The organism is Pseudonocardia sp. N23, from assembly GCF_002583555.1.
Classification (GTDB): Bacteria; Actinomycetota; Actinomycetes; order Mycobacteriales; family Pseudonocardiaceae; genus Pseudonocardia.
The window spans coordinates 142597-165452 of sequence record NZ_BEGX01000061.1 but is presented as its reverse complement, the minus strand read 5'-3'; the positions used below and the strand labels follow the sequence as shown (position 1 = coordinate 165452).

Genomic DNA, 22856 nt, shown 5'->3' with positions numbered 1-22856 from the left:
CCGGCGTGGCCGCGCCTGGCAGGCTGGGCCGGCCGGTCGGTGTGTGGCCGGACTCACCGAGGGGGCGCTGGTGACCAGGGCGAACGACGCGAGCGTGACGGCGGGGACGAGACCGGCGGACACGGGTCCGGCAGGGACGCGGCCGGCAGGTGATCGCATCGGCCGGCGGGTGTGGGCGCTGTTCGGCCCCCACCGGGTCGCGCTGTCCGGGATCCTCGCGGCCGTGCTCGTCTCCAGCGGGCTGGGAATCATCACGCCGTTCCTGACCCAGGCGACGTTCGACAGGGCGCTGTTCCCGCCGGATGGGCGAGTGGACATGGAGCTCCTGGTGTGGCTCGTCGCCGGGATGATCGCGATCCCCGTCGTGTCCGCGCTGATCGGGGTCTGGCAGACGTGGCAGACGACGCTGCTGGGCAACCGGGTCATGGCCGACCTGCGCGGGCGGCTGTTCGAGCACCTGCAGCGGATGGACCTGTCGTTCTTCACCGCGACCCGGACGGGCGCGATCCAGTCGCGGCTGGCCAACGACGTCGGCGGCGTGCAGAACGTCCTGACCGAGACGGCGACGTCGATCCTGGGCAACGTCGTCACCGTCGTGGCGGCGCTGATCGCGATGCTGCTGCTGAGCTGGCAGCTGACGTTGATCGCCGTCGCGCTGGTCCCGCTGTTCGTGCTGTTGCAGGTCCGGGTCGGGCGGGTGCGCCGCAAGATCGCCGGTCGCACCCAGGAGTCCCTGTCGGACATGACCGCCATCACCGAGGAGGCGCTGTCGGTCTCGGGCGTGCTGCTGGCCAAGGTGTTCAACCGGCAGGCCGACGAGGTGCGCCGCTACCGCGAGGAGAACGCCACCCAGGTGGGGCTGCAGGTCCGCCAGGCCATGACGGGCCAGACGTTCTTCGCCGTCGTGCAGACGTTCCTCGGCGTCACACCCGCGCTCGTCTACCTGGTGACGGGCCTGCTCGTCGGCGCGGGCACGGGGCTGAGCGCGGGCACCGTGGTCGCGTTCACGACGCTGCAGACCCGGCTGCTGTTCCCGACGGTCAACCTGCTGCGGGTCTCGCTGGACGTGCAGACCTCGCTCGCCCTGTTCGGTCGCATCTTCTCCTATCTCGACCTGCGGCCCCGGATCGTCGACGCCCCGTCCGCGCACGACCTGGAGCCCGCGACCGTGCGCGGCGCGGTCACGTTGCGCGACGTCTGGTTCTCCTACCCGCTCGCCGACCGCGACGACCCGGCCGCGCCCGGCACACCGGTGCGGCCGTGGGCGCTGCGCGGGGTGAGTGCGGAGATGGCACCCGGCACGCTCACCGCGATCGTCGGGCCGAGCGGCTCGGGCAAGACGACGCTGTCCTACCTGATCCCGCGGCTCTACGACGCCGACCGCGGCGCCGTGGCGCTCGACGGCCACGACGTCCGCGACCTCACCCAGGCCTCGCTGCGCGCCGCCGTCGGCATGGTCACCCAGGACACCCACCTGCTGCACGCGACCATCGGCGCCAACCTGCGCTACGCCAAGCCCGACGCGACCGACGAGGAGCTCGAGGCCGCCGCGCGGGCGGCGAACATCCACGACCGGATCGCGAGCTTCCCGGACGGCTACGACACGATCGTGGGGGAGCGCGGCTACCGGCTCTCCGGCGGTGAGCAGCAGCGGCTGGCCATCGCCCGGGTGCTGCTCAAGGACCCGCCGGTGCTGATCCTCGACGAGGCCACGAGCGCCCTGGACACCGCGAGCGAGCGGCTCGTCCAGCAGGCGCTGGAGACCGCGACGCAGTCCCGGACGACGATCGCGATCGCCCACCGGCTGTCGACGATCCTGGGCGCCGACCAGATCCTGGCCGTCGAGGACGGGGAGATCGTCGAGCGCGGCACCCACGCCGAGCTGCTGGCGCAGGGCGGGCTCTACACCCGGCTCTACACCGAGCAGTTCGCCGACGGGAAGGTCGAGGCCCGGTGCCGCAACGGTGTGCTGTTCCGCGACGGTCACGCGCTCGTCGCCTCCCACCGGGACCCGCCCACGGCCGCGTGACCCCGGCCCGCCGGCCCGGTCAGGACAGGTCCTGGACCGCCGTCTGCGCACGTTCCACGTCGGCGGCGGCCGCCCGGGTGCGAGCCGCGGCCTCGCGCAGCCCGGCCGACGCCGAGCGTTCGGACTCCGTGGCGTCGCGCTGTGCGCCCCGGGCCTCCTCCAGCTCCGCCGCGAGGTCGGCGACGCGCTCCTTTGCCTCGGCGAGCCGCCGCGCGGCCTCCTCGTGGGCGCGCCGCTCGGACTCCTCGCGGTCGCGGGCCTCGCCGGCGGTGGCGCGGGCGTCGTCGAGGACGCGACGGGCCTCGGCGAGCTCGCGGGCCCGGCGCTCCCGCTCGGCGCGCGCGGCCTCGTCGTCGGGTTGCCCGTCGTCGGCCGTGTCGTCGTGGGCGGGCCGGTCCGCCGGCTCGGGGAGCCGCCGTGACGCCGGACGTGGCTCTGCGCCGGCGAGTGCGTCCGGGCCGAAGCCCGAGTAGCTGACGGTGCGGTGCAGCCGCCCCGACCGGACCTGCCCGGCGATGTCGGCGTCGGCGAGCGCGGCGTCGAGGATCCCGCGCAGGTCGCGTTCGGTGCTCTCGGCGACCCGGTGCCCGTCGCGGCCCGCAAGCGCCCGCGCCTCCCGGGCCATCGCCGCGACCAGCTTGCCGCGCTGGGCCGACAACGCGCGCAGCGCCGTCCCGTCGAGGGTGCGCTGCGCATCGTTGAGGTCAGCGGCCAGCGACAGCAGCCCGTCGAGCTGGGTGGCACGCTCGCGGGCGAGCAGGTTGGCAAGCCACGCGGCCTGGGTGGGACGGCGCAGCTTCCCGATCGCGCGGGCCGCGTCCCGGTCGCCGGCCTCCCGCGCCGCGGCGACGAGCTCGTCGCGGACGGGGACGAAGTCGTCCGGGGCCACGCCGTACAGCTCCTCGGCCGCAGCCTCCACCCGATCGGCGTCGCCGTCGGTGTCGTTCTCGGTGGCAGACTCACTCATCGTCGTGCACCCACGTGGCCCATCGCGCTCCTCCGAGCTCGAAAGAACGTGACGGGTGTCACATTCTCGAACCGCTTGGACAGGTTGTGACGAACATCGTCCGGGCACCCGGACTCATGGACACGACCCTCATCGTAGTGATCATCGTCATCGTGGTGGTCCTCATCGGTATCGGCGTGGCGGCTTACCTGGTCGGCAACCGACGCCGCAGCGCCCGGCTGCGCGAGCACTTCGGACCGGAGTACGACCGCACGCTCGCCGAGACCGACGACCCCAAGGAGACCGAGCGGCACCTCGCCGAGCGCGAGAAGCGGCACCGTTCGCTGGAGCTGCGTCACCTCGACGACCGCGAGCGGGCCGAGTTCCAGGACCGCTGGCTCGGGGTCCAGAGCGGTTTCGTCGACGATCCGGACCGTGCGGTGGAGCGCGCCGACTCGTTCGTCGACGAGGTGATGGCGGCCCGCGGGTACCCGGTCGCCGACTTCGAACGCCAGGCCGAGGACGTGTCCGTCGACCACCCCGTCGTCGTGCAGCGCTACCGCGAGGCGCGGGCGATCTCGCAGCGCAACGCGAGTGACGGCGTCGACACCGAGGAGCTCCGCCGCGCCGTGACGTCCTACCGGTCGCTGGTGGAAGCCCTGTTGGACGAGAGCGACGACCGCCGCAACGGCAATGGCCGGGAGCGCGGTTCGCGGACCGAGGAGACCACGCGATGAGTTGGTTGAGCAGGGACAAGACCGAGGACACCACCGACAACGACGCAGATCGGGAGAACCACGTGAGCGACCGACACGGCGACCGCATCGACGACCGGCTCGACGACCAGGTCGACGAGCGCTCCGGTGCCGGCTGGGGTGACGCTCCGGCCGGGGGCAGCCGGGCCGCCCGGATGAGTGCGGGCCCGCAGGACACCGTCACCGACCCCGGCACCGAGCGCGGCACGGACGCCTCCGCGGGACGTGACGGCTGGGGCGCGCCGCCCGCCGCCGACCCGACCGCCACGACGGCCGCCGACACCCCTGCCGACGACATGCGGACCGGGACCCGGTCGGCGGAGACCCGCTACGACGACGTGCCACGCCACGACGGGGGCGCCCGTCACGGTGAGCCCGGGGACGCCGACGTGTACGACGCCGACCCCCGCGCGGGCGGCGACGCCCACCTGCGGGCTCCGGCCGAGCCGCGGCACCCCGGTCCCGACGCCGGCGCGCCGCCGGTGGCCGCCGGGCCGGAGCACGACCCGGCCCCTGCGGGCGATCCTGCCGCCGGACCGGGTGCGGGCACGGCGCCGCGCCGGGAGGCCGACGGCGGCAGCCCTGCCGCGCTCGTGCCTGCGCAGCGGGCGGCGGACTACCAGCAGCGGTGGGAGTCGCTGAAGGCTCACTTCGTCGACGAGCCGCGGACCGCGGTGCGCGGTGCCGACGAGCTCGTCGGCCAGGTCCTCGACGACATCGAGGCGATGTTCCACCAGCAGCGCGGCGAGCTCGAACGCGACCTGCACGACGACGCGGCGTCCACCGAGGACCTGCGGCTCGCGCTCGGTCGCTACCGCAGCTTCTTCGACCGGCTGCTGAGCTACTGACGGGCGGCTGACCCCGTACGACGACTCCGCCGAGCTCGACGAGGGACTGCTCCCGATCACACGGGAGGCAGGCTCACGTCGAGCTCGGCGGAGTTCTTCGTGCCTACCGGTCAGGTCAGGGCGCCGGTCAGGTCAGGGCGCCGGTCAGGTCAGGGCGTAGGCCGCGTCGGGCTCGACGACCCGGAAGGAGAAGCTCTCCTCCAGGTAGAGGTGGACGGTGTCGGCGTCGTGGTGGGAGTAGCCGATCGACAGGTCCTGCCCCATGTCGAGGCGGAAGTCCCCACCCCGGGTGCTGACGACGATCGCGCCCTCGGCGCCCGGTGCCCAGATGATCGAGCCGCCCAGGATGCGGGCGAGATGGTCGAACAGCAGGTAGCCGCCGTGCTCGGTGGTCTCGATGATCCGCGTGTAGCCCTCGGGGCCGATCACCAGCGAGTAAGGGCCCTCGATGCCGTTGCGGCGCAAGGTGTCGACGGCGCGGGCGACGGTGCCCGGGTAGGTGTTGCAGTCCACACCCAACGCGATCGACGGGTACGGCGACACGGCGCCGATCCCCTCGATGCCGGCCGCGGCCCAGCCGTGCAGGATCGCACGGTTCTCGATCTCGGCGGCGGCACGGGCGGCGCGGGCGAGGTCGTCGAACTCGGGGTCGGCGGCACCACGCTGGATGTCGTCGATCTCGGCACGCGCGACCGTGAACGGCACCCGCACCTCGGCCAGGGGCAGGACACGGCGGCGGCGGGTCCGGACACCGTCGGCGGAGACACCCTCGGGCGGGCCGAGGAGGTCCTCGGTGCGGCCCAGGCTGGTGGCGGAGTGGAACCAGCCGCCGGGGCCGTCGAAGTCGGCGATGCGACGTCCGGCCAGCAGCGGCGTGAGGCGCTCGCGGGCCTCGTCGTCGATCCGGGTCCAGGCCTCGGCGGGGACGGGAGCGAGTCCCCGCAGGAGGTGGTCGGCGGGTGTGGTCATGGGCGTGCTCACTTCCCCTTCAGGCTGCCGATGCCGAGCGACCCGTCGAGGCGCCCGGCCTCGTCGACGTCGCCCGGGGTGTCCTTGTTGCGTTCCTCGACCTGCGCGACGTAGGTCTCGGGGTCCTTGTCGGCGACGTCGACCCCGCGCGCGCCCTTGTGGCGGGCCATGAACGCGGTGAACTGCCGCCCCAGCGACTCGCGCAGCCCGAAGGCCGAGTGCAGCCGGAAGTCGGGCAGGCCCTCGTTCTCCTCCTCGGACATGTGCTCGTCGTTGGCGTCGCGTGCCGTCTGCACGGCCTCCCACCAGGCGTCGGTGCCGATCGGGTGGCGGGCGGCGGCGTGCACACCGTCGCGGATGTCGTTGTGGTCGCCGATGGCATCGAGGGTCTCGTCCTCGGCCTCGCCGCCGCCGCGGCGCAGCAGCTGCGGGTAGAAGATCTCCTCCTCGGCCACGGCATGGACGTCGAGGTGGTCGGCCAGCGGCTGCCACACGTCGCGCAGTGCGGTGGAGTCGACGGGTGTCGACCTGCGCAGCTCGTCGAGAGCAGCGAACTGGCGACGGAACCAATCGTGGTCGTCGAGTATCAGTTCGGTGATGTCGGGCACGGCCCGCGACGCTACGCCGGATCGGCGCCGCGGTCGCGCCGGGACACCACTGTGGTCGGTCGCGGTCCCGCGGTCGGCCGTCATCCACCCGTGGCCCGGTGCAGCGCCCGCCGGCGGTGGTGCACGTGTACCCCCGGGTGGCGCAGGGGCAGCGCGATCGGGTCCCACGGCCGCATCCGGCTCGTCGACGGGGCCAGCACGACGTCGCCGGCGAGCCGGGACGGGTGCGGCAGCGGCTCACCCGTGCGGTGTGCGGCGAGGACGTCGTGCATGCGCCGGCCCACGCGCCGGTAGAAGTCGAGCTGGGTACGGCGCCCGAACACCCGGAACCCGGTGCGCAGCAGCGGGTTGCCGATCGGGGCGCGCCGGGAGTAGGCGTCGATGCAGAAGGTGACGACGCCCGTCGTGACGTCCTTCGCCACCTCGTAGGTGAGTTTTCCCTGCTCCAGGTGGCCGTCGAGGGTCTGGTAGGTCCAGCCCCAGACCCGTTCCGGCCCACCGGGGCCCTCCCGGGTGCCCTCGACGACGGAGGTGATCCGCACGCCGAGGTAGAAACGCAGGAACAGGAACCGCCCCTCGAGGAGCATGTTCCGGCCCAGCAGCTCGTCGGCGGGGCGGAACACCCCCCGGACGAGCCGGTGGTCGGAGAACTCGTAGTCGCGTACGAGCGTGCACGCCGACTCGAAGATCCCTCCGGGGACGGGGTCGCCGGGCGGCTCGGCGCCGAGCTCGGCAGCGGCGACGTCGACGTGCCAGCCCGGGTGCTCGGGGCCGTTCGGGGCCTCGGACTCGTCGTAGTTCACGCCCAGCGCGGGCAGCCGGTCGAGCTCTGCGACGAGCCCCCGGGCTCTCATGCCCGGGGCCCCCGCAGCAACGAGCGGTCCTCGTTCTGACGCACCGACTCCCCGATGAGCCAGAACATGGGCGGCCAGAGTCCGACGAACAGGGCACGCCGCTCGGCGTTGCCGCGTTCCTCCTGGTCGACGGTCTTCGCGCGCAGCCACAGCGCGATGCACAGCACGATCGAGCCGAGCGACGCGATCTGCAGGTGCAGGGCCTGAAGTCCGATGCGGTGGAGCAGACGTCCGATGGTCACGACGAGCACGTTCCCCGGTGGACGTGTTCTCATGCGTCATGGCCCAGCTCAGTCGTAAGGCCGCCACCGGGGCGTACAGCCATCGTCGGGTCGCGGCCCTGGTGCGCTGGCCGATCGGGCTGGCGGCCGTGTCGTGGCGGTACATGTGGCGGACGATCCCGGTGCACCGTGACGAGGTCGCAGGCGACGCCTCCGACGAGCCCCCGGCGCTGGCCGGGCAGTTCCGCGACGACCGCGTCCAGGAGGCCGCGGACGGGCACGGCGACCTGCTGCACCGAAACTACAGTGTGCGTATCGGCGGGTCCGGGCTCGACGCGCGCCGGCTCGTCGCGTCGCTGGTCGACGACCTCAACGGCTGGTTCCCGACCGGGGTGGCGGTGTTCCTGCGCACCAGGGGACGGACCGGCGGCGTCCGCGAGGGCGACGAGTTCCTGATCCGGCTGCCGGGGCCGTGGGACGGCCCGGTCCGGGTCGTGCACGTCGACGACACCGGGTTCCGGTTCGCGACGCTGCGCGGGCACCTCGAGGCCGGCCAGATCGAGTTCCGCGCCCACGACGTCGACGGTGGGCTCGTGATGAGCATCGAGTCGTGGGCGCGCCCGGGAGACGCGTTCTCCCATCTGCTCTACGACAGGCTCCGCGCGGCCAAGGAGATCCAGTTCAACCTGTGGACCGAGGTGCTGCTGCGGATCACCACGCTCGCCGGTGGGCGTCCGGTCGGCGGGCTCACCGTCCACACCCGCAGGGTCGCGGCATGACCGCAGGCCCCGAGAGGAGCCCGATGTCCGTCTTCGCCCGTGTGCTCGGCGCGCTGACCACCGCCTACGGGGTGGCGGTGGTCGTCCGCCCGTCCGTCCTCACCGGCCCGACCGGGCTCGGTCCGCGTCACGGCGACCCGTCACCTCCGGTCGCGACGCTGGCCAGGGCCGTCGGTGTCCGCGACGCGGTGTCAGGGCTCGCGGTGGCGTTCGCGCCGCGGGGCGCGGCGATGCAGGTGGCGCTGGCGGTGCGGGTCGCGGCCGACATCGGCGACGCCGTCACACTCGGCGTCGCACTGTCGGACCGCGACGCCGCCCGCAGGACGATCGCCGTCGCGGGCGGCTGGGCGGCGCTCAACGCACTCGCCCTGGCCACCGCGTAGGGCCCTGCCTACCCCTTGATCTCGTAGACCGGGGTGGTTGTCGCCCGGGCCAGGGTGTGGGAGAACAGGGTGAAGCCGAGGAAGGCGTTGGTCGCCTCGGCGGGGATCTCCAGCGACGGCACGTCGACGGCGTGCACGACGAAGATGTAGCGGTGCGGGCCGTGCCCGGCCGGCGGGGCGGCGCCGAGGTAGTTCTTCAGGCCGGCGTCGTTGGCCAGGGTGAACGCGCCCCCGGGCAGCGGCCCGTCGCCGGCCCCGGCGTCGAGCGAGGTCACCGACGCGGGGAGGTCGACGACCGCCCAGTGCCAGAAGCCCGAGCCCGTGGGGGCGTCGGGGTCGAAGCAGGTGACCACGTAGGACCGGGTGCCCTCGGGCGCGCCGCTCCACGACAGCTGCGGCGAGCGGTCCTCACCGCCGGCGCCGAAGATGCCGCTGACCTGCGGCGTCGCCAGCGTACCGCCGTCGGTGAAGTCGGTGCTGGTGACGTCGAACGACGGCACCTGGGGAAGATCGGCATAAGGGTCGTGCGCCATCGCTGCTCCTCCGGGTCGACGCCCGCCGCGTCGCGGGCGCAGTCATGGACGGTCGGCGCCCCGGGGCCGGCGGGACCGGTCCGGGCGACGCCTGAGGATCTCCGGCCACCGTAACCACCCGGGCCGGTCGTCCGCAGCGTGCACCCGCGCGGCAGGCTGTCGCCGTGGAGCTGCTGCTGCTCGTCGTCGGTCTCATGCTGGCCGCGGTCGTGCTCGTCGGCATCGGCGACCGGCTGCACCTGCCGTGGCCGGCGCTCATGGTCGTGCTGGGCGCGGGCGTCGCGTTCGTCCCGGGGCTGCCCGACAGGTTCGAGCTCGAACCGGACCTGATCCTGCCGCTGTTCCTGCCACCGCTGCTGTTCGCGACGGCGCAGCGCACCTCCTGGGCGTTGTTCCGGGCGCGGTGGCGCAGCATCCTGGCCCTCGCGATCGCGCTGGTCGGGGTCACGATCGCGGTCGTCGCCGGGACCGCGATGGCGCTGGTCCCGGGCATCGGGCTGTCGGCGGCGGTGGCGCTGGGCGCGATGGTCGCCCCGCCCGACCCGGTCGCGGTCGAGGCCGTCGCCGGCCCGGTGCGGATGCCGCGGCGGCTGCTGGCGGTGCTGCAGAGCGAGGGCCTGTTCAACGACGCCACCGCGCTCGTCGTGTTCCAGGCGGCGGTGTTCGCGACGGTCAGCGGCGACGACCTGAGCCTTCCCCTCGTCGCGGGGCGGTTCCTGCTGGGTGCGGTGCTGGCCGTCGTGATCGGGATCGTCGTCGCGAAGATCGCCCGCTGGGTGTCGACGAAGGTCACCGACACCACCGGCCGCAGCGCGCTGACGGTCGTGCTGCCGTTCGCGGTGTACCTGCTGGCCGAGGAGGTGCACGCCTCCGGTGTCGTCGCCGTCGTGGTGGTGGCGCTGCAGCTGCGCGCGCACGCCGACGCCGACGAGGCCGCCGAGCGCCTCGTGCAGCGGTCGTTCTGGGACGTGGTCGAGCTGCTCGTCACCGGTGTGGCGTTCGGGCTGATCGGGCTGGACCTGCGCCAGGTCGTCACCGACGCCGGGGCCGAGCTGCCCGGGATGCTCGTGCACGCGACGATCGTCTGCGGCGTCGTGATCGCGTTGCGGGTCCTCTGGATGAGCGGGGCGCTGCTGGCCGTGCGCCGCCGCGACGACCCGGCCGGTGCCCCGCGCACCGGGCGCGAGGCGGTCGTCCTGGCGTGGTGCGGTATGCGCGGCCTCGCGACCCTCGCGCTCGCACTGGCGCTGCCCACGGTCACCTCGACGGGTGCGGCGTTCCCGGGGCGGACCGAGCTCGTCGTCATCGCCTGCTCGGTGCTGGTCGTGACCCTGCTGCTCCCGGGGTTCACCCTGCCGATCGTCGTGCGGATGCTGGGGGTGTCCGAGGACGCCGACGCCGAGCGCGCCGCCGAGCGGGTGCTGGCCCGGCGCGCGTGGCACGCGGCGCTGACCCGGCTCGTCGAACGCGAGCGTGCCGACGACCTTCCCGACGAGGTGTCCGCGATGCTGCACCAGAGCATCGGGCGGCTCGAGGCGGTCCTCGCCGGTGACACCTTCACCGACGAGGAGCGCGACCGGTTCGCCACGCTGCGTGCCAGCCGTGCCACGCTCGGTGCGGTGCAGGCAGAGGCCCTGGCGGCGGCCCGTGCGGAGATCCTCACCGCCCGCCGCGAACCCGGCGTCGACCCGGAGGCGGCCGACCGGGTGCTGCACCGGCTCGATCTGCGTACGGTCCTCCTCGACTGATCTTGCAGGTCAGCGCGGTGGAAGTGGCTCCGGCGAACCGTTGACGTGACATGGGTCACCGGGTAGCGTTCGGGCCCGACAAGCTCCGGGACAGAGCTTCCCGAGCAGGGCGCGCACCGGCGCTCGCCACCGTCTTCGTCACCCATCCGGCGCCGTCGGCTCACTCGTGAGCCGGCGGCGCCGTGCCGCGTCCGGGTGCCCGTCCGACCGCCGGGTCGTTGTGACGTCACGCCGCCCCGGGAGACCGGTACGCCGCCCGGATGCGACGATCCCCGTGGCACGAAGTGGTGACAGCAGCGAAGGGACATCTGGCATGGCTGAGGCGCGCGTCGCGATCGTCACGGGATCGGCACGGGGGATCGGGGCGGCCACCGCCACCCGGCTCGCGGCCGACGGGTTCGCCGTCGCGGTCCTCGACCTCGACGAGGCCGCGTGCAAGGCCACCGTCGACGCCATCGACGCCGCCGGCGGCCGGGCGATCGCCGTCGGCGCCGACGTGTCCGACGCCGACGCCGTGACCGCCGCGGTCGAGCGGGTCGCCGCCGAGCTCGGCGCCCCGACCGTCCTGGTCAACAACGCCGGTGTCACCCGCGACAACCTGCTGTTCAAGATGAGCGAGCTCGACTGGGACACCGTCATGAACGTGCACCTGCGTGGCTCGTTCCTGATGGCCCGCGCCGTGCAGAAGCACATGGTCGACGCGAGGTACGGGCGCATCGTCAACCTGTCGAGCACCTCGGCGCTGGGCAACCGCGGCCAGTCCAACTACTCCACCGCGAAGGCCGGGCTGCAGGGCTTCACCAAGACCCTCGCGATCGAGCTCGGCAAGTTCGGCGTCACCGCCAACTGCATCGCGCCCGGGTTCATCGTCTCCGACATGACGAAGGCGACCGCCGAGCGCATCGGCGAGGACTGGGAGTCCTACGTCGCGGCCCGCGCCGCTGCCATCCCCGTCGCCCGCGCCGGGCAGGTCGAGGACATCGCCCACACGGTGTCGTTCCTCGTCAGCGAGGGTGCCGGGTTCGTGTCCGGGCAGGTCATCTACGTCGCCGGCGGCCCCAAGGCGTGACCGCCGCCGCGGGGGTGCCGGGTAACCTGCGCCGATGACCTCCGCAGCGAGGCCCGACGGGGGCGCGGCCGACGGGCGCGACACCCGGTCGCGGCTGCTCACCGCGGCCGAGGAGCTGTTCGCCGAGCGTGGCAGCGACGCGGTGTCGCTGCGCGAGATCGGCCGGGCCGCGGGCGCGCGCAACGTCATCGCCGCCCAGTACTGGTTCACCGACCGCGACGGGCTCGTGCAGGCGCTGCTCGACCGGCACGCCCCGGAGGTCGAGGCGCACCGCCACCGGCTGCTCGACGCGTTCGCCGCGGGCGAGCTGGCCGGCGCGGTCGTCGGTGGGCCGGATGCCGGTGAGGCGGTGCACGAGCTGGCCGCCGCCCTGGTCGAGCCGCTCGCGGTGAAGCTCGGTCAGGGCGCGGCGGGCGCCGGCTACCTGCGCACGGTCGCCGACCTGCTCACCCGGCCCGTGCCGTCGATGGCCCCGCTCGCCCTGGACCGGCCCGACGGCAGCATCACCCGCTGGCGCGCGCTGCTCGAACCCCTGCTGGAGCCCGACGCGGTGGAGCTGCACCGCCGGTTCCTCACGGTCCGGTTCGTCGCCGTCGAGATGGCGCAGCGGGCCCGGTCGGGCCGCGACGACCAGCGGTTGTTCGTCAGCCAGCTCGTCGACGCCGCCGCGGGCCTGCTCGGCTCGCGGGTGTCCACCCGCACCCGCGCCCTGCGGGCCGAACGCCGCGGTTCCTAGCTGCCGGGCACCGTGGCCGCGAGCGGGGCGAGCCGGTGCGCCGACCGGTACCAGCCGTCGCGGGCGAGCAGATCCGCGTGCGTGCCGTGCTGCACGACCCGCCCGCCGACGACGACGTGGATCGCGTCCATCGTCTCGAGCCGGTCGAGGTCGTGGGTCACCAGCAGCACCGCCCGCCCGCCTGCGGCGGCCAGCAGGTCGGCGAGCACCGCGTCGCGGGTGTCGGGGTCCAGGTGCGTCGTCGGCTCGTCGAGGACCAGCAGCGACGCGTCGGTGAGCAGCGCCCGGGCCAGCGCGAGCCGTTGGCGCATCCCACCCGACAGTCGTATCCCGTGCTCGCCGACGTCGGCGTCGAGCCTCCCGGGCATGGCAGCGACGTCGTCGGCGAGCCGGACCCGGCCCAGCACGTCCCACAGCGCGTCGTCGGTGGCGTCGGGGCGGGCCAGCCGCAGGTTCGCCGCGACCGAGCCGGTGAACATGTGCGGCTGCTGCGGCACCCCGCTCACGACGCCGCGGGCCGTGTCGGCCGACACCTCGGTGAGCGCGGTGCCGCCGATGGCGACGGTCCCGGAGTCGGCGTCGAGGAACCGGAACAGCACCGCGGCGAGTGTGCTCTTGCCCGACCCGCTGGGGCCGACGACGGCGACCCTCGTCCCCGGTGCGACGTCGAGGTCGAGGCCGTCGAGCGCCCACGGCTCGCCGGGGGCGTAGCGGACCCGCAGGTCGCGGACCTGCAACGCCCCCGGCGCGAGCACCCCCGCACCCCCGGGGTCGCGCACCGCGGGTGGGGTGTCCAGGACGTCGAAGAGCCGCTCGCCCGACGCCCGCACCGCGCCGAGCCGGGCGGCCGCGGCGGGCAGCGGGGCGACGATCTCGAACGAGGCGAGCGCGGTCAGCACGAGCACCGCGAGCGGCACGGTGCCGAGGCTGCCGTCGGTCACCGCGGCCACGCCCAGCAGCAGCGTGCCCCACAGCGTCAGGCCGGCGACCAGCGCCGATGCGCCCGCGCCGAGCCCGAGCAGCCCGGCGTCGCGACGGGCCGTCGCGGTCAGCACCGCGTCGGCGGCCTCGACGCGGGCCACCGCCCGCCCGGTCGCGCCGTAGGCGGCGAGGTCCTGGGCGCCGTGCAGCGCATCGACCAGCGCGGTGCTCAGCTCGGCCCGCGCCTCGGCCTGCCGCGACCCCGAGGCCCGGCTCAGTGCCGCTGCCACGACCGGGACGACGAGCCCGCCGACGAGCAGCCCCGCCGCGAGCAGCAGCCCGCCCGGCACGAGCAGCGCCGTCGCCAGGGTGACCGCGCCCGCGCCGGCGACGACCGCGGCGAGCGGCGGGGTCAGCCCGCGCACGAGCAGGTCCTGGGTGGCGTCGGTGTCGCTGACGAGGCGCGTGACGAGGTCGGGGGAGCGGAACCGGCGGACGGGTTCGGTCCGGGCGAGCCGCTCGTAGACGCGGACGCGCACGTCGGCGAGCGTGCGCAGAGCGGCGTCGTGGGTGACGAGCCGTTCGAGGTAGCGGGTCACGCCGCGGGTGACGCCGAGGGCGCGGGTGAGCACGACCGCGACCGACAGCGCGGTCACCGACGGGTGGGTCGCCGCGGTGGCGATGAGCCAGGCCGCGAGGCTGAGCAGGCCGGCCCCGGACGCGGTGGCAGCGGCCCCGGCGAGCACCCCCAGTGCGAACCGCGCGCCTCGCGGCCGTGCCAGCCCGACCATGCGGCGCAGCGGCCCCCTCACGTCGCCACCCCCTGTGAGCGGCGATGGTCGCTGGGGCGGCAATCGCGACCCACGAGCGCCGCAGGCGTGCCCTTCGTGGTCCCGGCCGGAGACGCGCCGGCGCAGCCGTCGGTGAGAACGACCGTCTCGTCGACCACGTCGGACCAGCCCCTGTCGTGGGCGACGACGATCCCGGTGCGGCCCTGCAGGAGCCGTGCCGTCGAGGCGCGGACGGCGCGGGCGTTGTCGGGGTCGAGATGGGCGGTCGGCTCGTCGAGCAGGACGAGGTCGGGGTCGCGCAGGAACGCCCTGGCCAGGGCGACGCGCTGGCGCTGCCCGGCCGAGAGCCGGGCGCCGCGCTCACCGACCCGCGTGGCCAGGCCGTCGGGCAGGGCCTCGACCACGTCGGTCAGCTCCGCGGCCGCGACGGCGGCGGCGATCTGCACGGCGTCGGCGTCGGGGGCACCGAGCGCGATGTTGGCGGCGACGGTGTCGTCGAACAGGTGCGGGTGCTGCGGCACCCAAGCGACGCGGGCGCGCCAGGCGTCGGCGTCGAGCTCGTGCAGGGGCACGCCGTCGGCACGGATCGACCCGGCCTGCGGTTCGGCGAAGCGCAGCAGCAGTGCCAGCAGCGTCGACTTGCCCGCGCCGCTGCGCCCGGTCAGCAGCACACTGCGGCCGTCGGACACGGTGACGGTGAGGCCGTCGAGGACCGGGACGTCGCGACCCGGCCAGGTGAACCGCACGTCGTCGACCTCGAGCGAGACGCTGCCGCGGCGGGCCGTGGCGCCGGTGCCGGGCACCTGTGGCCGGGGAGCCTCCAGCACCGCGAACGCCGACTCGGCCGCGGCGATGCCTTCCATGCTCGCGTGGAAACGGGCGCCCACCTCGCGCAGCGGCAGGTAGGCCTCGGGGGCGAGGACGAGCACGAGCAGCGCCGTCGTCAGGTCGAGCTGTCCGTAGAGCAGCCGGAACCCGACCTCGACGGCGACGAGCGCCACGGCGAGGGTGGCGAGCAGCTCCAGCACGAACGCCGAGAGGAACGCGACCCGCAGGGTGCCCATCGTCGCGTCGCGGTGCTCGTCGGTGACCCGGCGGACCAGTGCGGCCTCGGCCTTGGCCCGGCGGAACAGCGCGAGCGTCGGCAGGCCTTCGACGACGTCGAGGAAGTGTCCGCCGAGGCGCTGCAGCAGCGTCCACTGCCGGCGGGTGCGGGCCTGGGTGTGCATCCCGACGAGCGCCATGAACAGCGGGATCAGCGGCAGGGTCACGGCGATGACGACGGCGGAGACCCAGTCGGCGGAGGCGACGACGACCAGCACCGCGATCGGCACGAGCGCGGCGAGGACGAGCTGGGGCAGGTAGCGGGCGAGGTAGTCGTCGAGGGCGTCGAGCCCGCGGGTGGTGAGGGTGGCGAGCTCACCGGCGGTGGCGGGGCCGCGGCCGGGACCGTCACTCACGTGCGCGACGATGCGGCGCCGCAGCTGCGACTTGGCCGCAGCGGCACTGCGCAGGGCCGCGGCCTCGGCGCCGTAGGCCAGCACGGCCCGGCCGATCGCCACCCCCGCGACGGCGGCGACGAGTGGGCCGAGCTCGTCGAGCCCCTGTCCGTCGGTGGCGCCGCCGACGATGTGCGCGACGAGCCAGGCCTGGGTGAGGATCAGCCCGGTGAGCGCGAACCCGCAGGCCACGGTGACGGCGAGGTGCGTCCGCACGGCGCGCGCCGCCCGCAGCAGCCGCGGGTCGAGGGGTTTCACGGTGCTTCCGATGGTCCCGTGCTCAGTGTGCCGGTGCGATGTGTGCGCGGGTGACGCGGCGCCGGAACACCCAGTACGACCAGGCCTGGTAGCTGATGACCAGCGGCAGCAGCACCAGCGCGATCCAGCTCATGACCTCGAGGGTGTAGGCGCCGGAGGCCGCACCGGCGACGGTCAGCGAGAGCGCGGCGTCGGTCGTCGACGGGATGAGCACCGGGAACATCGACCCGAAGATCGTCACCGAGGTGCCCAGCACCGACACCGCCGTCGCCGCGAACGCCCAGCCCTCGCGCCCGCGCCCGGCGAGCCCGGCCCCGGCGACGAGTGCGACGACGGTGAGGACCGCGACCGGCAGGGTCCAGCCGGTCGGGCGGTGAACGAGCGTCCAGCCGAGGAAGCCGACGAGCGCGGGGACGGCGACGAGTGCGGTGCGCAGCGCGACCGCGCGGGCCAGCACCCGGACGGGGCCGTCGGTCTTGAGTGAGAGGAACACAGCGCCGTGCAGTAGGAACAGGCTGCCGGTGACGAGCGCGCCGAGCAGGGCGAAGGGGTTGAGCAGGTCGCCGATCCCGGCGTCGACGACGTGTCCGGCACCCATCGGCAGCCCGCGCAGCAGGTTCGCGAAGATCAGCCCCCACATCAGTGCGGGCACGGTGCTGCCGACGACGATCGCGACGTCCCAGCGTCGCCGCCAGCGGTCGTCGTCGACCTTGCCGCGGTACTCGAACGCGACGCCGCGCACGATCAGCGCGAGCACGATCGCGAGGACGGGAAGGTAGAAGCCTGAGAGCATCGACCCGTACCAGGCGGGGAACGCGGCGAACGTCGCGCCGATCGCGGTGATCAGCCAGACCTCGTTGCCGTCCCAGACCGGGCCGATGGAGTTGATCATGACGCGGCGGTCGGTGTCGTCGCGGCCGACGACGGGCAGCAGCATGCCGACGCCGAAGTCGAAACCCTCCAGGACGAAGTAGCCGGTCCACAGCACGGCGATGGCGAGGAACCAGATGGTCTGCAGGTCCATGTCGCGCTCCTCAGTAGACGAACGCGGGGACGCGCTCGTCGGCCGGTTCGGGTGTGGCGGCACCGGTGTCGTCGGTGTCCGGCTCGTCGGGCGGGTACGGCATGACCGCGGCGGGACCGGCGAGGACGTAGCGGAACAGGAGCTTCGCCTCGACGACGGCCAGCGCAGCGTAGAGCAGGGTGAACGCGGTCAGCGAGATCGCGACCTCGGTGAGGCTGACCCCGGGCGAGACGCTGGCGGCGGTGAGCAGCTCGCCGACGACGGTCCAGGGCTGGCGGCCCATCTCGGTCAGGATCCAGCCGAAGACGTTGGCGGCCAGCGCCGCGGGCAGTCCGAGGATCGCGACGCGGTACATCCAGCGCTTGCCGGGCAGCCGGCCGCGGCGGGTGAGCCAGAGCCCGAGGACGCCGATCCCGACCCCAGCCATCCCGAGGCCCATCATCAGCCGGAACGACCAGTAGAGGACGGCGATGTCCGGCCGGTAGTCGCCGGGGCCGAACTGCTGCTCGAGCCGCTGCTGGACGTTGTTGATGCCCTGGACGTCGCCGGAGAAGTCACCGGTGGCGAGGAAGGACAGCACGTTCGGGACCTGGACGTTGATGTGGTTGCGGCCCTCGCGGATGTCACCGACGGCGAACAGCGAGAACCCGGCGCCGTGCTCGTCGGTCCACAGCGCCTCGGCGCCCGCGAGCTTCATCGGCTCGTACTGGGCCATGAGCTTGGCCTGGTGGTCGCCGGAGAAGACGACGAGCGCGCCGGCGATCGCCGTGACGGCGAGGCCGAGCCGCAGCGTCTTGCGGAACAGCCCGTCCTCCGACGGATGCGGTGCGACGGCGTCGGCCCGCTTCGGCCATCGGGCGCGCATGAGCTTGAAGGCGCTCACGGCGACGACGAACAGTCCGGCGGCGATGAACGCTCCCGACACGACGTGCAGGTAGGTGGACCATGCCTGCGAGTTGGTCAGCACGGCCCAGATGTCGGTGAGCCGGGCGCGGCCCGTGGACTCGTCGACGGTGAAGCCGACGGGATGGCGCATCCAGGCGTTCGCGGCGATGATGAAGTAGGCCGAGAAGTTGGTGCCGATCGCGACGATCCAGATGCAGGCCAGGTGGATGCGGCGGGGGAGCCGGTCCCAGCCGAAGATCCACAGGCCGATGAACGTCGATTCCAGGAAGAACGCGAGCAGCGCCTCCATCGCCAGCGGGGCGCCGAAGACGTCACCGACGAACGTCGAGTAGCTGCTCCAGTTCATGCCGAACTGGAACTCCTGGACGATCCCGGTGACGACGCCCATGGCGAAGTTGATCAGGAAGAGCTTGCCGAGGAACCGGGTGGCGCGCAGGTACTCGACCTTGCCGGTGCGGTGCCACGCCGTCTGCAGGATCGCGACGATCGCGGACAGTCCGATCGTCAACGGGACGAACAGGAAGTGGTAGACGGTGGTGATCCCGAACTGCCAACGGGCGAGGTCGAGCGCGTCCATGTGGGCCTCCGGCCGGATCTTCTACGTTCTGTAGTAGTTCTACACCACGTAGAAAGTCGCGAGTGGACGTTGTGCTGTGCGACACCGGGTCCGGCGCGTGAGCCCGGTGACACACACCGTGCCGGGGTCACGCGAACCGACCTAGACTCCGCCCATCGCGGACACGGCCATTGGCGGCCGGTGAGGAGAGCTGATGAGTTCGCCGCAGGTGGACCCCGATGTTCTGGATCGGGACGCCCCCGAGGAACCCGACGAGCTCGTGCTGGCGGGGGAGTTCCCGCAGGCCTCCCGCGAGGAGTGGGCCGCACTCGTCGACGGGGTGCTGCGCAAGGCGCGCCGCCTCGCCGAGGACGCCCCCACCGGGTCGGGCGTCGACACGCTCGTCCGTGACACCCTCGACGGCATCGGTGTCCACCCGCTCTACACCGCCGACGACGCCCCCGCCGCCCAGGCCGGTGTCCCCGGCGCCGCCCCCTTCGTCCGCGGCAGCCGCGCCGCCGGTCACGTGCCCGACGGCTGGGACGTCCGCGCCCGGCACACCGCCGCCGACCCGGCCGCGGTCGCGGCTGCCGCCGCCGAGGACCTCGACAACGGGGTGACCTCGCTGTGGCTCGGGGCCGGCGTGAACGGGGTCGCCGTCGCCGACCTGCCCGCCGCCCTCGACGGCGTGCTGCTCGACCTCGCCCCCGTCGTCCTCGACGCCGGTGTCGACGCCGAGGCCGCCGCCGAGGCGTTCCTCGCCCACGTCGACGCATCCGACGTCGCCGCCTCCGAGGTCCGCGCCAACCTCGGGCTCGACCCGATCGGCCTGCGCGCCGCCACCGGCGACGGCCCGCCCGCCGACTCGGTCCTGCCGCTGGCCCGCCGCGTCGCCCAGGACTACCCGGGCATGCGCGCGATCGTCGTCGACGCGCTGCCCGTGCACGGCGCCGGCGCCTCCGACGCCCAGCAGCTCGGCTGGTCGCTCGCCGCGGGGGTCGCCTACCTGCGCGCGCTCACCGACGGCGGCCTCGACATCGCCACCGCTGCCCGGCTGCTCGAGTTCCGCTACGCCGCCACCGGCGACCAGTTCGCGACGATCGCGCTGCTGCGTTCGGCGCGGCGGCTGTGGTCGCGGGTCATGGAGGCCTGCGGCGCCGCCGACGCCCCCGGGCAGGCCCAGCACGCCGTCAGCTCACCGGTCACCGCCACGCGGCGCGACCCCTGGGTGAACATGCTGCGCGGCACCGTCGCCGGATTCGCCGCCGGCGTCGGTGGCGCCGACGCGGTCACGATCGCCCCGTTCGACGAGGCCGTCGGCATCGCCGAGCCGTTCTCACGGCGCATCGCCCGCAACACCCAGTCGCTGCTGATCATGGAGTCCCACCTCGCACGGGTCGTCGACCCCGCGGGCGGGTCCTGGTACGTCGAGAACCGCACCGACGCCCTCGCCCACGCCGCGTGGACGTTCTTCCAGGGGATCGAGGCCGCCGGCGGCGCCGTCGCCGCACTCGACTCCGGCTTCGTCGCCGACGCCACCGCCGCGGTGCGGGAGCGCCGCGAACGCGATGTCGCGACCCGCCGCACCCCGCTCACCGGGGTGAGCGAGTTCCCCGACCTCGACGAGAAGCCCGTCGAGCGCGCACCGCACCCCGCCCCGACGGCTGCGGGCGGGCTACCGGTGTACCGCGCCGCGGCGCCCTTCGAGGACCGCCGCGACCGCTCCGACGTGCTCCTCGCCGAGACCGGTGCCCGGCCCGCGGCGTTCCTGGCCACGCTGGGCCCCGTCGCCGCGCACAGCGCCCGTGCCGGGTTCGCGCGCAACCTGCTCGGCGCGGGCGGCATCGCGACCCCCGAGGCCGGGCCGACGGAGTCCGCGGCCGACGTCGCCGCCGCCTTCGCCGAGACCGGCACCCCGGTCGCGGTGCTGTGCGGCACCGACAAGGCCTACGCCGACCGCGCCGCCGAGACCGTCGCCGCCCTGCGCGCCGCCGGCGCCACCCGCGTCCTGCTCGCGGGCCGCGCCGAGGTCGACGGCGTCGACGCGACGCTCCACGCCGGCTGCGACGCGCTGGCCGTCATCGACGACGTGTACGCCGCGCTCGACGCCGCGAAGGGACAGGACGCCCGATGACCGTTCCCGACTTCACCCGGATCGACCTGGACGGCGGCGCCGCCCCGTCGACCGACTGGTCCGCCGCCCTCGGCGGGGCCGCGCCGGAGCCGTGGGAGTCGCCCGAGGGCATCCCGGTCAAGGCGCTCTACACCGCGGGCGACCTCGACGACGTCGACTTCCTCGGCACCTACCCGGGCATCGCGCCCTACCTGCGCGGCCCCTACCCGACGATGTACGTCACCCAGCCCTGGACGGTGCGTCAGTACGCCGGGTTCTCCACCGCCGCGGCGTCCAACGCCTTCTACCGCCGCAACCTCGCCGCCGGCCAGAAGGGCCTGTCGATCGCGTTCGACCTGGCCACCCACCGCGGCTACGACTCCGACCACCCGCGCGTCTCCGGTGACGTCGGCATGGCGGGCGTCGCGATCGACTCGATCTACGACATGCGCCAGCTCTTCGACGGCATCCCGCTGGACAAGATGTCGGTGTCGATGACCATGAACGGCGCCGTTCTGCCCGTACTCGCCCTCTTCATCGTGGCGGCGGAGGAGCAGGGGGTGGCGCCGGAGCAGCTCACGGGGACGATCCAGAACGACATCCTCAAGGAGTTCATGGTCCGCAACACCTACATCTACCCGCCGCAGCCGTCGATGCAGATCATCTCCGACATCTTCCGCTTCACGTCGGAGAAGATGCCGAAGTTCAACTCGATCTCGATCTCCGGCTACCACATCCAGGAGGCCGGGGCCACCAACGACCTCGAGCTGGCCTACACGCTCGCGGACGGTGTGGAGTACCTGCGGGCCGGGATCGACGCGGGTCTCGACGTCGACAGGTTCGCGCCGCGGCTGAGCTTCTTCTGGGCGATCGGCATGAACTTCTTCATGGAGGTCGCCAAGATGCGGGCCGCGCGCCTGCTCTGGGCGAAGCTGGTGTCGCAGTTCGACCCGACGAACACCAAGTCGCTGTCGCTGCGGACGCACTCCCAGACCTCGGGCTGGTCGCTGACGGCCCAGGACGTCTACAACAACGTCGTCCGCACCTGCGTGGAGGCGATGGCCGCCACCCAGGGCCACACCCAGAGCCTGCACACCAACGCCCTGGACGAGGCCCTCGCGCTGCCGACGGACTTCTCCGCCCGGATCGCCCGCAACACCCAGCTCCTGCTGCAGCAGGAGTCGGGCACGACGAACGTCATCGACCCCTGGGGCGGCAGCTACTACGTCGAACGCCTCACCTACGACCTCGCCCGCCGCGCCTGGGCACACATCAGCGAGGTCGAGAAGGCCGGCGGCATGGCCCAGGCCATCGACGCCGGCATCCCGAAGCTGCGCGTCGAGGAGGCCGCCGCCCGCACCCAGGCGCGCATCGACTCCGGCCGCCAGCCCGTCATCGGCGTCAACAAGTACCTCACCGAGACCGACGAGCAGATCGACGTGCTCAAGGTCGACAACGCCGACGTCCGCCGCGAGCAGCTGGAGAAGCTGGAGCGGCTGCGCCGCGAGCGCGACTCCCGCGAGGTCGACGCCGCGCTGGACAGGCTCACCGGCGCCGCCGCCGCCATCGCGGAGGGCACCGCCCGCGACGCGTCGCAGAACCTGCTGGCCCTCGCCGTCGACGCCGCCCGCGCGAAGGCCACCGTCGGGGAGATCTCCGACGCGTTGGAGAAGGTGTTCGGGCGGCACTCCGGCCAGATCAGGATCATCTCCGGCGTGTACTCCGAGGAAGCCGGGCGCAACCCGGCGATCGCCCGTGCCCGCGAGCTCGTCGACGAGTTCGCCGAGGAGGAGGGCCGCCGGCCCCGCATCCTGGTCGCCAAGATGGGCCAGGACGGCCACGACCGCGGCCAGAAGGTCATCGCGACCGCGTTCGCCGACCTCGGGTTCGACGTCGACGTGGGCCCGCTGTTCCAGACCCCCGGCGAGGTCGCCCGCCAGGCCGTCGAGGCCGACGTGCACGTCGTCGGCGTCAGCTCCCTCGCCGCGGGGCACCTCACGCTGGTGCCGGAGCTGCGCTCGGCGCTGGCCGAGCTCGACCGCGAGGACATCATGGTCGTCGTCGGCGGCGTCATCCCGCCCGCCGACGTCCCCGAGCTGCTGGAGATGGGCGCCGCTGCGGTGTTCGGGCCCGGCACCGTCATCGCGGAGGCGGCGATCGACCTCGTCGGGAAGCTGACGGCCGCCCTGCACGGGGAGCCCACCGACGAGCCGGGGACCCCGCCGAGCTCGACCTGAGACCGCCGGGGAGCATGATCGAAACAGTCCGACGTCGAGCCCGGCGCGGATCCCGCGTCGACAGGGGAGGAAC

20 protein-coding genes are annotated in these 22856 nt (G+C 73.8%); 10 read left to right on the top strand and 10 right to left on the bottom strand.

Translation table 11 applies throughout. The annotated features are described in order from the left end of the window. The first annotated feature begins 70 nt into the window (after nt 1–70). Nucleotides 71–2029, top strand: coding sequence for an ABC transporter ATP-binding protein (locus tag TOK_RS18880; protein WP_253258479.1), 1959 nt, complete (start codon nt 71–73; stop codon nt 2027–2029). Between the two features lie 19 nt (nt 2030–2048). Here the strand turns inward: TOK_RS18880 and TOK_RS18875 are convergent, their stop codons facing one another. After that, nucleotides 2049–2996 carry a hypothetical protein gene (locus tag TOK_RS18875; protein ID WP_098959283.1) on the bottom strand — a complete coding sequence of 316 codons (948 nt, stop codon included), beginning with the start codon at nt 2994–2996 and terminating at the stop codon, nt 2049–2051. A gap of 137 nt (nt 2997–3133) precedes the next feature. Between TOK_RS18875 and TOK_RS18870 the strand changes: the two genes are divergently transcribed. Further along, nucleotides 3134–3712, top strand: coding sequence for a hypothetical protein (locus TOK_RS18870; RefSeq protein WP_141566444.1), 579 nt, complete (start codon nt 3134–3136; stop codon nt 3710–3712). Continuing rightward, nucleotides 3709–4578, top strand: coding sequence for a hypothetical protein (locus tag TOK_RS32730; RefSeq protein ID WP_172457640.1), 870 nt, complete (start codon nt 3709–3711; stop codon nt 4576–4578). Before TOK_RS18870 ends, TOK_RS32730 begins: the two co-directional genes overlap by 4 nt. 144 nt (nt 4579–4722) lie before the next feature. Here TOK_RS32730 and TOK_RS18860 read toward each other — a convergent pair whose 3' ends face one another. The 4 genes from TOK_RS18860 to TOK_RS18845 form a co-directional block, all read right to left on the bottom strand. Further along, nucleotides 4723–5547, bottom strand: a complete 825-nt coding sequence (locus TOK_RS18860; RefSeq protein ID WP_098959344.1) for a family 1 encapsulin nanocompartment shell protein — start codon at nt 5545–5547, stop codon at nt 4723–4725. Between the two features lie 8 nt (nt 5548–5555). Next, entirely contained in the window at nt 5556–6155 is a 600-nt protein-coding gene (locus TOK_RS18855; RefSeq protein WP_098959278.1) for a hemerythrin domain-containing protein, read from the bottom strand. 80 nt (nt 6156–6235) lie between these two features. Next, nucleotides 6236–7009, bottom strand: a complete 774-nt coding sequence (locus TOK_RS18850; RefSeq protein ID WP_098959276.1) for a DUF1990 family protein — start codon at nt 7007–7009, stop codon at nt 6236–6238. Beyond that, nucleotides 7006–7251, bottom strand: coding sequence for a hypothetical protein (locus tag TOK_RS18845; RefSeq protein ID WP_253258478.1), 246 nt, complete (start codon nt 7249–7251; stop codon nt 7006–7008). The genes TOK_RS18850 and TOK_RS18845 overlap by 4 nt, the downstream gene beginning before the upstream one ends. Before the next feature lie 38 nt (nt 7252–7289). On the opposite strand from TOK_RS18845, the gene TOK_RS18840 reads away from it, so the two are divergent. Further along, nucleotides 7290–8009 carry a DUF1990 family protein gene (locus TOK_RS18840; protein ID WP_098959273.1) on the top strand — a complete coding sequence of 240 codons (720 nt, stop codon included), beginning with the start codon at nt 7290–7292 and terminating at the stop codon, nt 8007–8009. 23 nt (nt 8010–8032) lie between these two features. Further along, nucleotides 8033–8392 (top strand): hypothetical protein, encoded by a 360-nt coding sequence (locus TOK_RS18835; protein WP_098959271.1) that lies wholly within the window; start codon nt 8033–8035, stop codon nt 8390–8392. Nucleotides 8393–8400: 8 nt separating this feature from the next. On the opposite strand, the gene TOK_RS18830 is transcribed toward TOK_RS18835, so the two are convergent. Beyond that, nucleotides 8401–8925 (bottom strand): YbhB/YbcL family Raf kinase inhibitor-like protein, encoded by a 525-nt coding sequence (locus TOK_RS18830; protein WP_098959269.1) that lies wholly within the window; start codon nt 8923–8925, stop codon nt 8401–8403. 164 nt (nt 8926–9089) lie between these two features. Between TOK_RS18830 and TOK_RS18825 the strand changes: the two genes are divergently transcribed. From TOK_RS18825 to TOK_RS18815, 3 genes are all read left to right on the top strand, one after another. After that, nucleotides 9090–10673, top strand: a complete 1584-nt coding sequence (locus TOK_RS18825) for a Na+/H+ antiporter (protein ID WP_098959267.1) — start codon at nt 9090–9092, stop codon at nt 10671–10673. 313 nt (nt 10674–10986) lie between these two features. Then, entirely contained in the window at nt 10987–11742 is a 756-nt protein-coding gene (locus TOK_RS18820) for an SDR family oxidoreductase (protein WP_098959266.1), read from the top strand. Nucleotides 11743–11776: 34 nt separating this feature from the next. Then, nucleotides 11777–12478, top strand: a complete 702-nt coding sequence (locus TOK_RS18815; protein ID WP_098959264.1) for a TetR/AcrR family transcriptional regulator — start codon at nt 11777–11779, stop codon at nt 12476–12478. On the opposite strand, the gene cydC is transcribed toward TOK_RS18815, so the two are convergent. From cydC to TOK_RS18795, 4 genes are read right to left on the bottom strand one after another with little or no spacing between them, the layout of a single operon-like run. Next, nucleotides 12475–14211, bottom strand: coding sequence for a thiol reductant ABC exporter subunit CydC (gene cydC / locus TOK_RS18810; RefSeq protein WP_216362011.1), 1737 nt, complete (start codon nt 14209–14211; stop codon nt 12475–12477). The two genes, TOK_RS18815 and cydC, sit on opposite strands and share 4 nt — an antisense overlap. Next, nucleotides 14208–15947: a thiol reductant ABC exporter subunit CydD gene (gene cydD / locus TOK_RS18805; RefSeq protein WP_098959262.1), complete on the bottom strand. Its 1740-nt coding sequence runs from the start codon at nt 15945–15947 to the stop codon at nt 14208–14210. The genes cydC and cydD overlap by 4 nt, the downstream gene beginning before the upstream one ends. 22 nt (nt 15948–15969) lie before the next feature. After that, entirely contained in the window at nt 15970–16971 is a 1002-nt protein-coding gene (gene cydB / locus TOK_RS18800) for a cytochrome d ubiquinol oxidase subunit II (RefSeq protein WP_098959260.1), read from the bottom strand. A 10-nt stretch (nt 16972–16981) separates the two neighbouring features. Then, complete coding sequence (locus tag TOK_RS18795; protein WP_098959258.1) at nt 16982–18454, bottom strand: cytochrome ubiquinol oxidase subunit I; 1473 nt, start codon at nt 18452–18454, stop codon at nt 16982–16984. 193 nt (nt 18455–18647) lie between these two features. Between TOK_RS18795 and TOK_RS18790 the strand changes: the two genes are divergently transcribed. Both TOK_RS18790 and scpA read left to right on the top strand, forming a co-directional pair. Continuing rightward, the gene (locus TOK_RS18790; protein ID WP_098959257.1) at nt 18648–20567 is read left to right on the top strand and encodes a methylmalonyl-CoA mutase family protein; all 1920 of its coding nucleotides are present in this window, start codon (nt 18648–18650) and stop codon (nt 20565–20567) included. Further along, the gene (scpA, locus tag TOK_RS18785; protein ID WP_098959255.1) at nt 20564–22783 is read left to right on the top strand and encodes a methylmalonyl-CoA mutase; all 2220 of its coding nucleotides are present in this window, start codon (nt 20564–20566) and stop codon (nt 22781–22783) included. Before TOK_RS18790 ends, scpA begins: the two co-directional genes overlap by 4 nt. Nucleotides 22784–22856 lie beyond the last annotated feature (73 nt).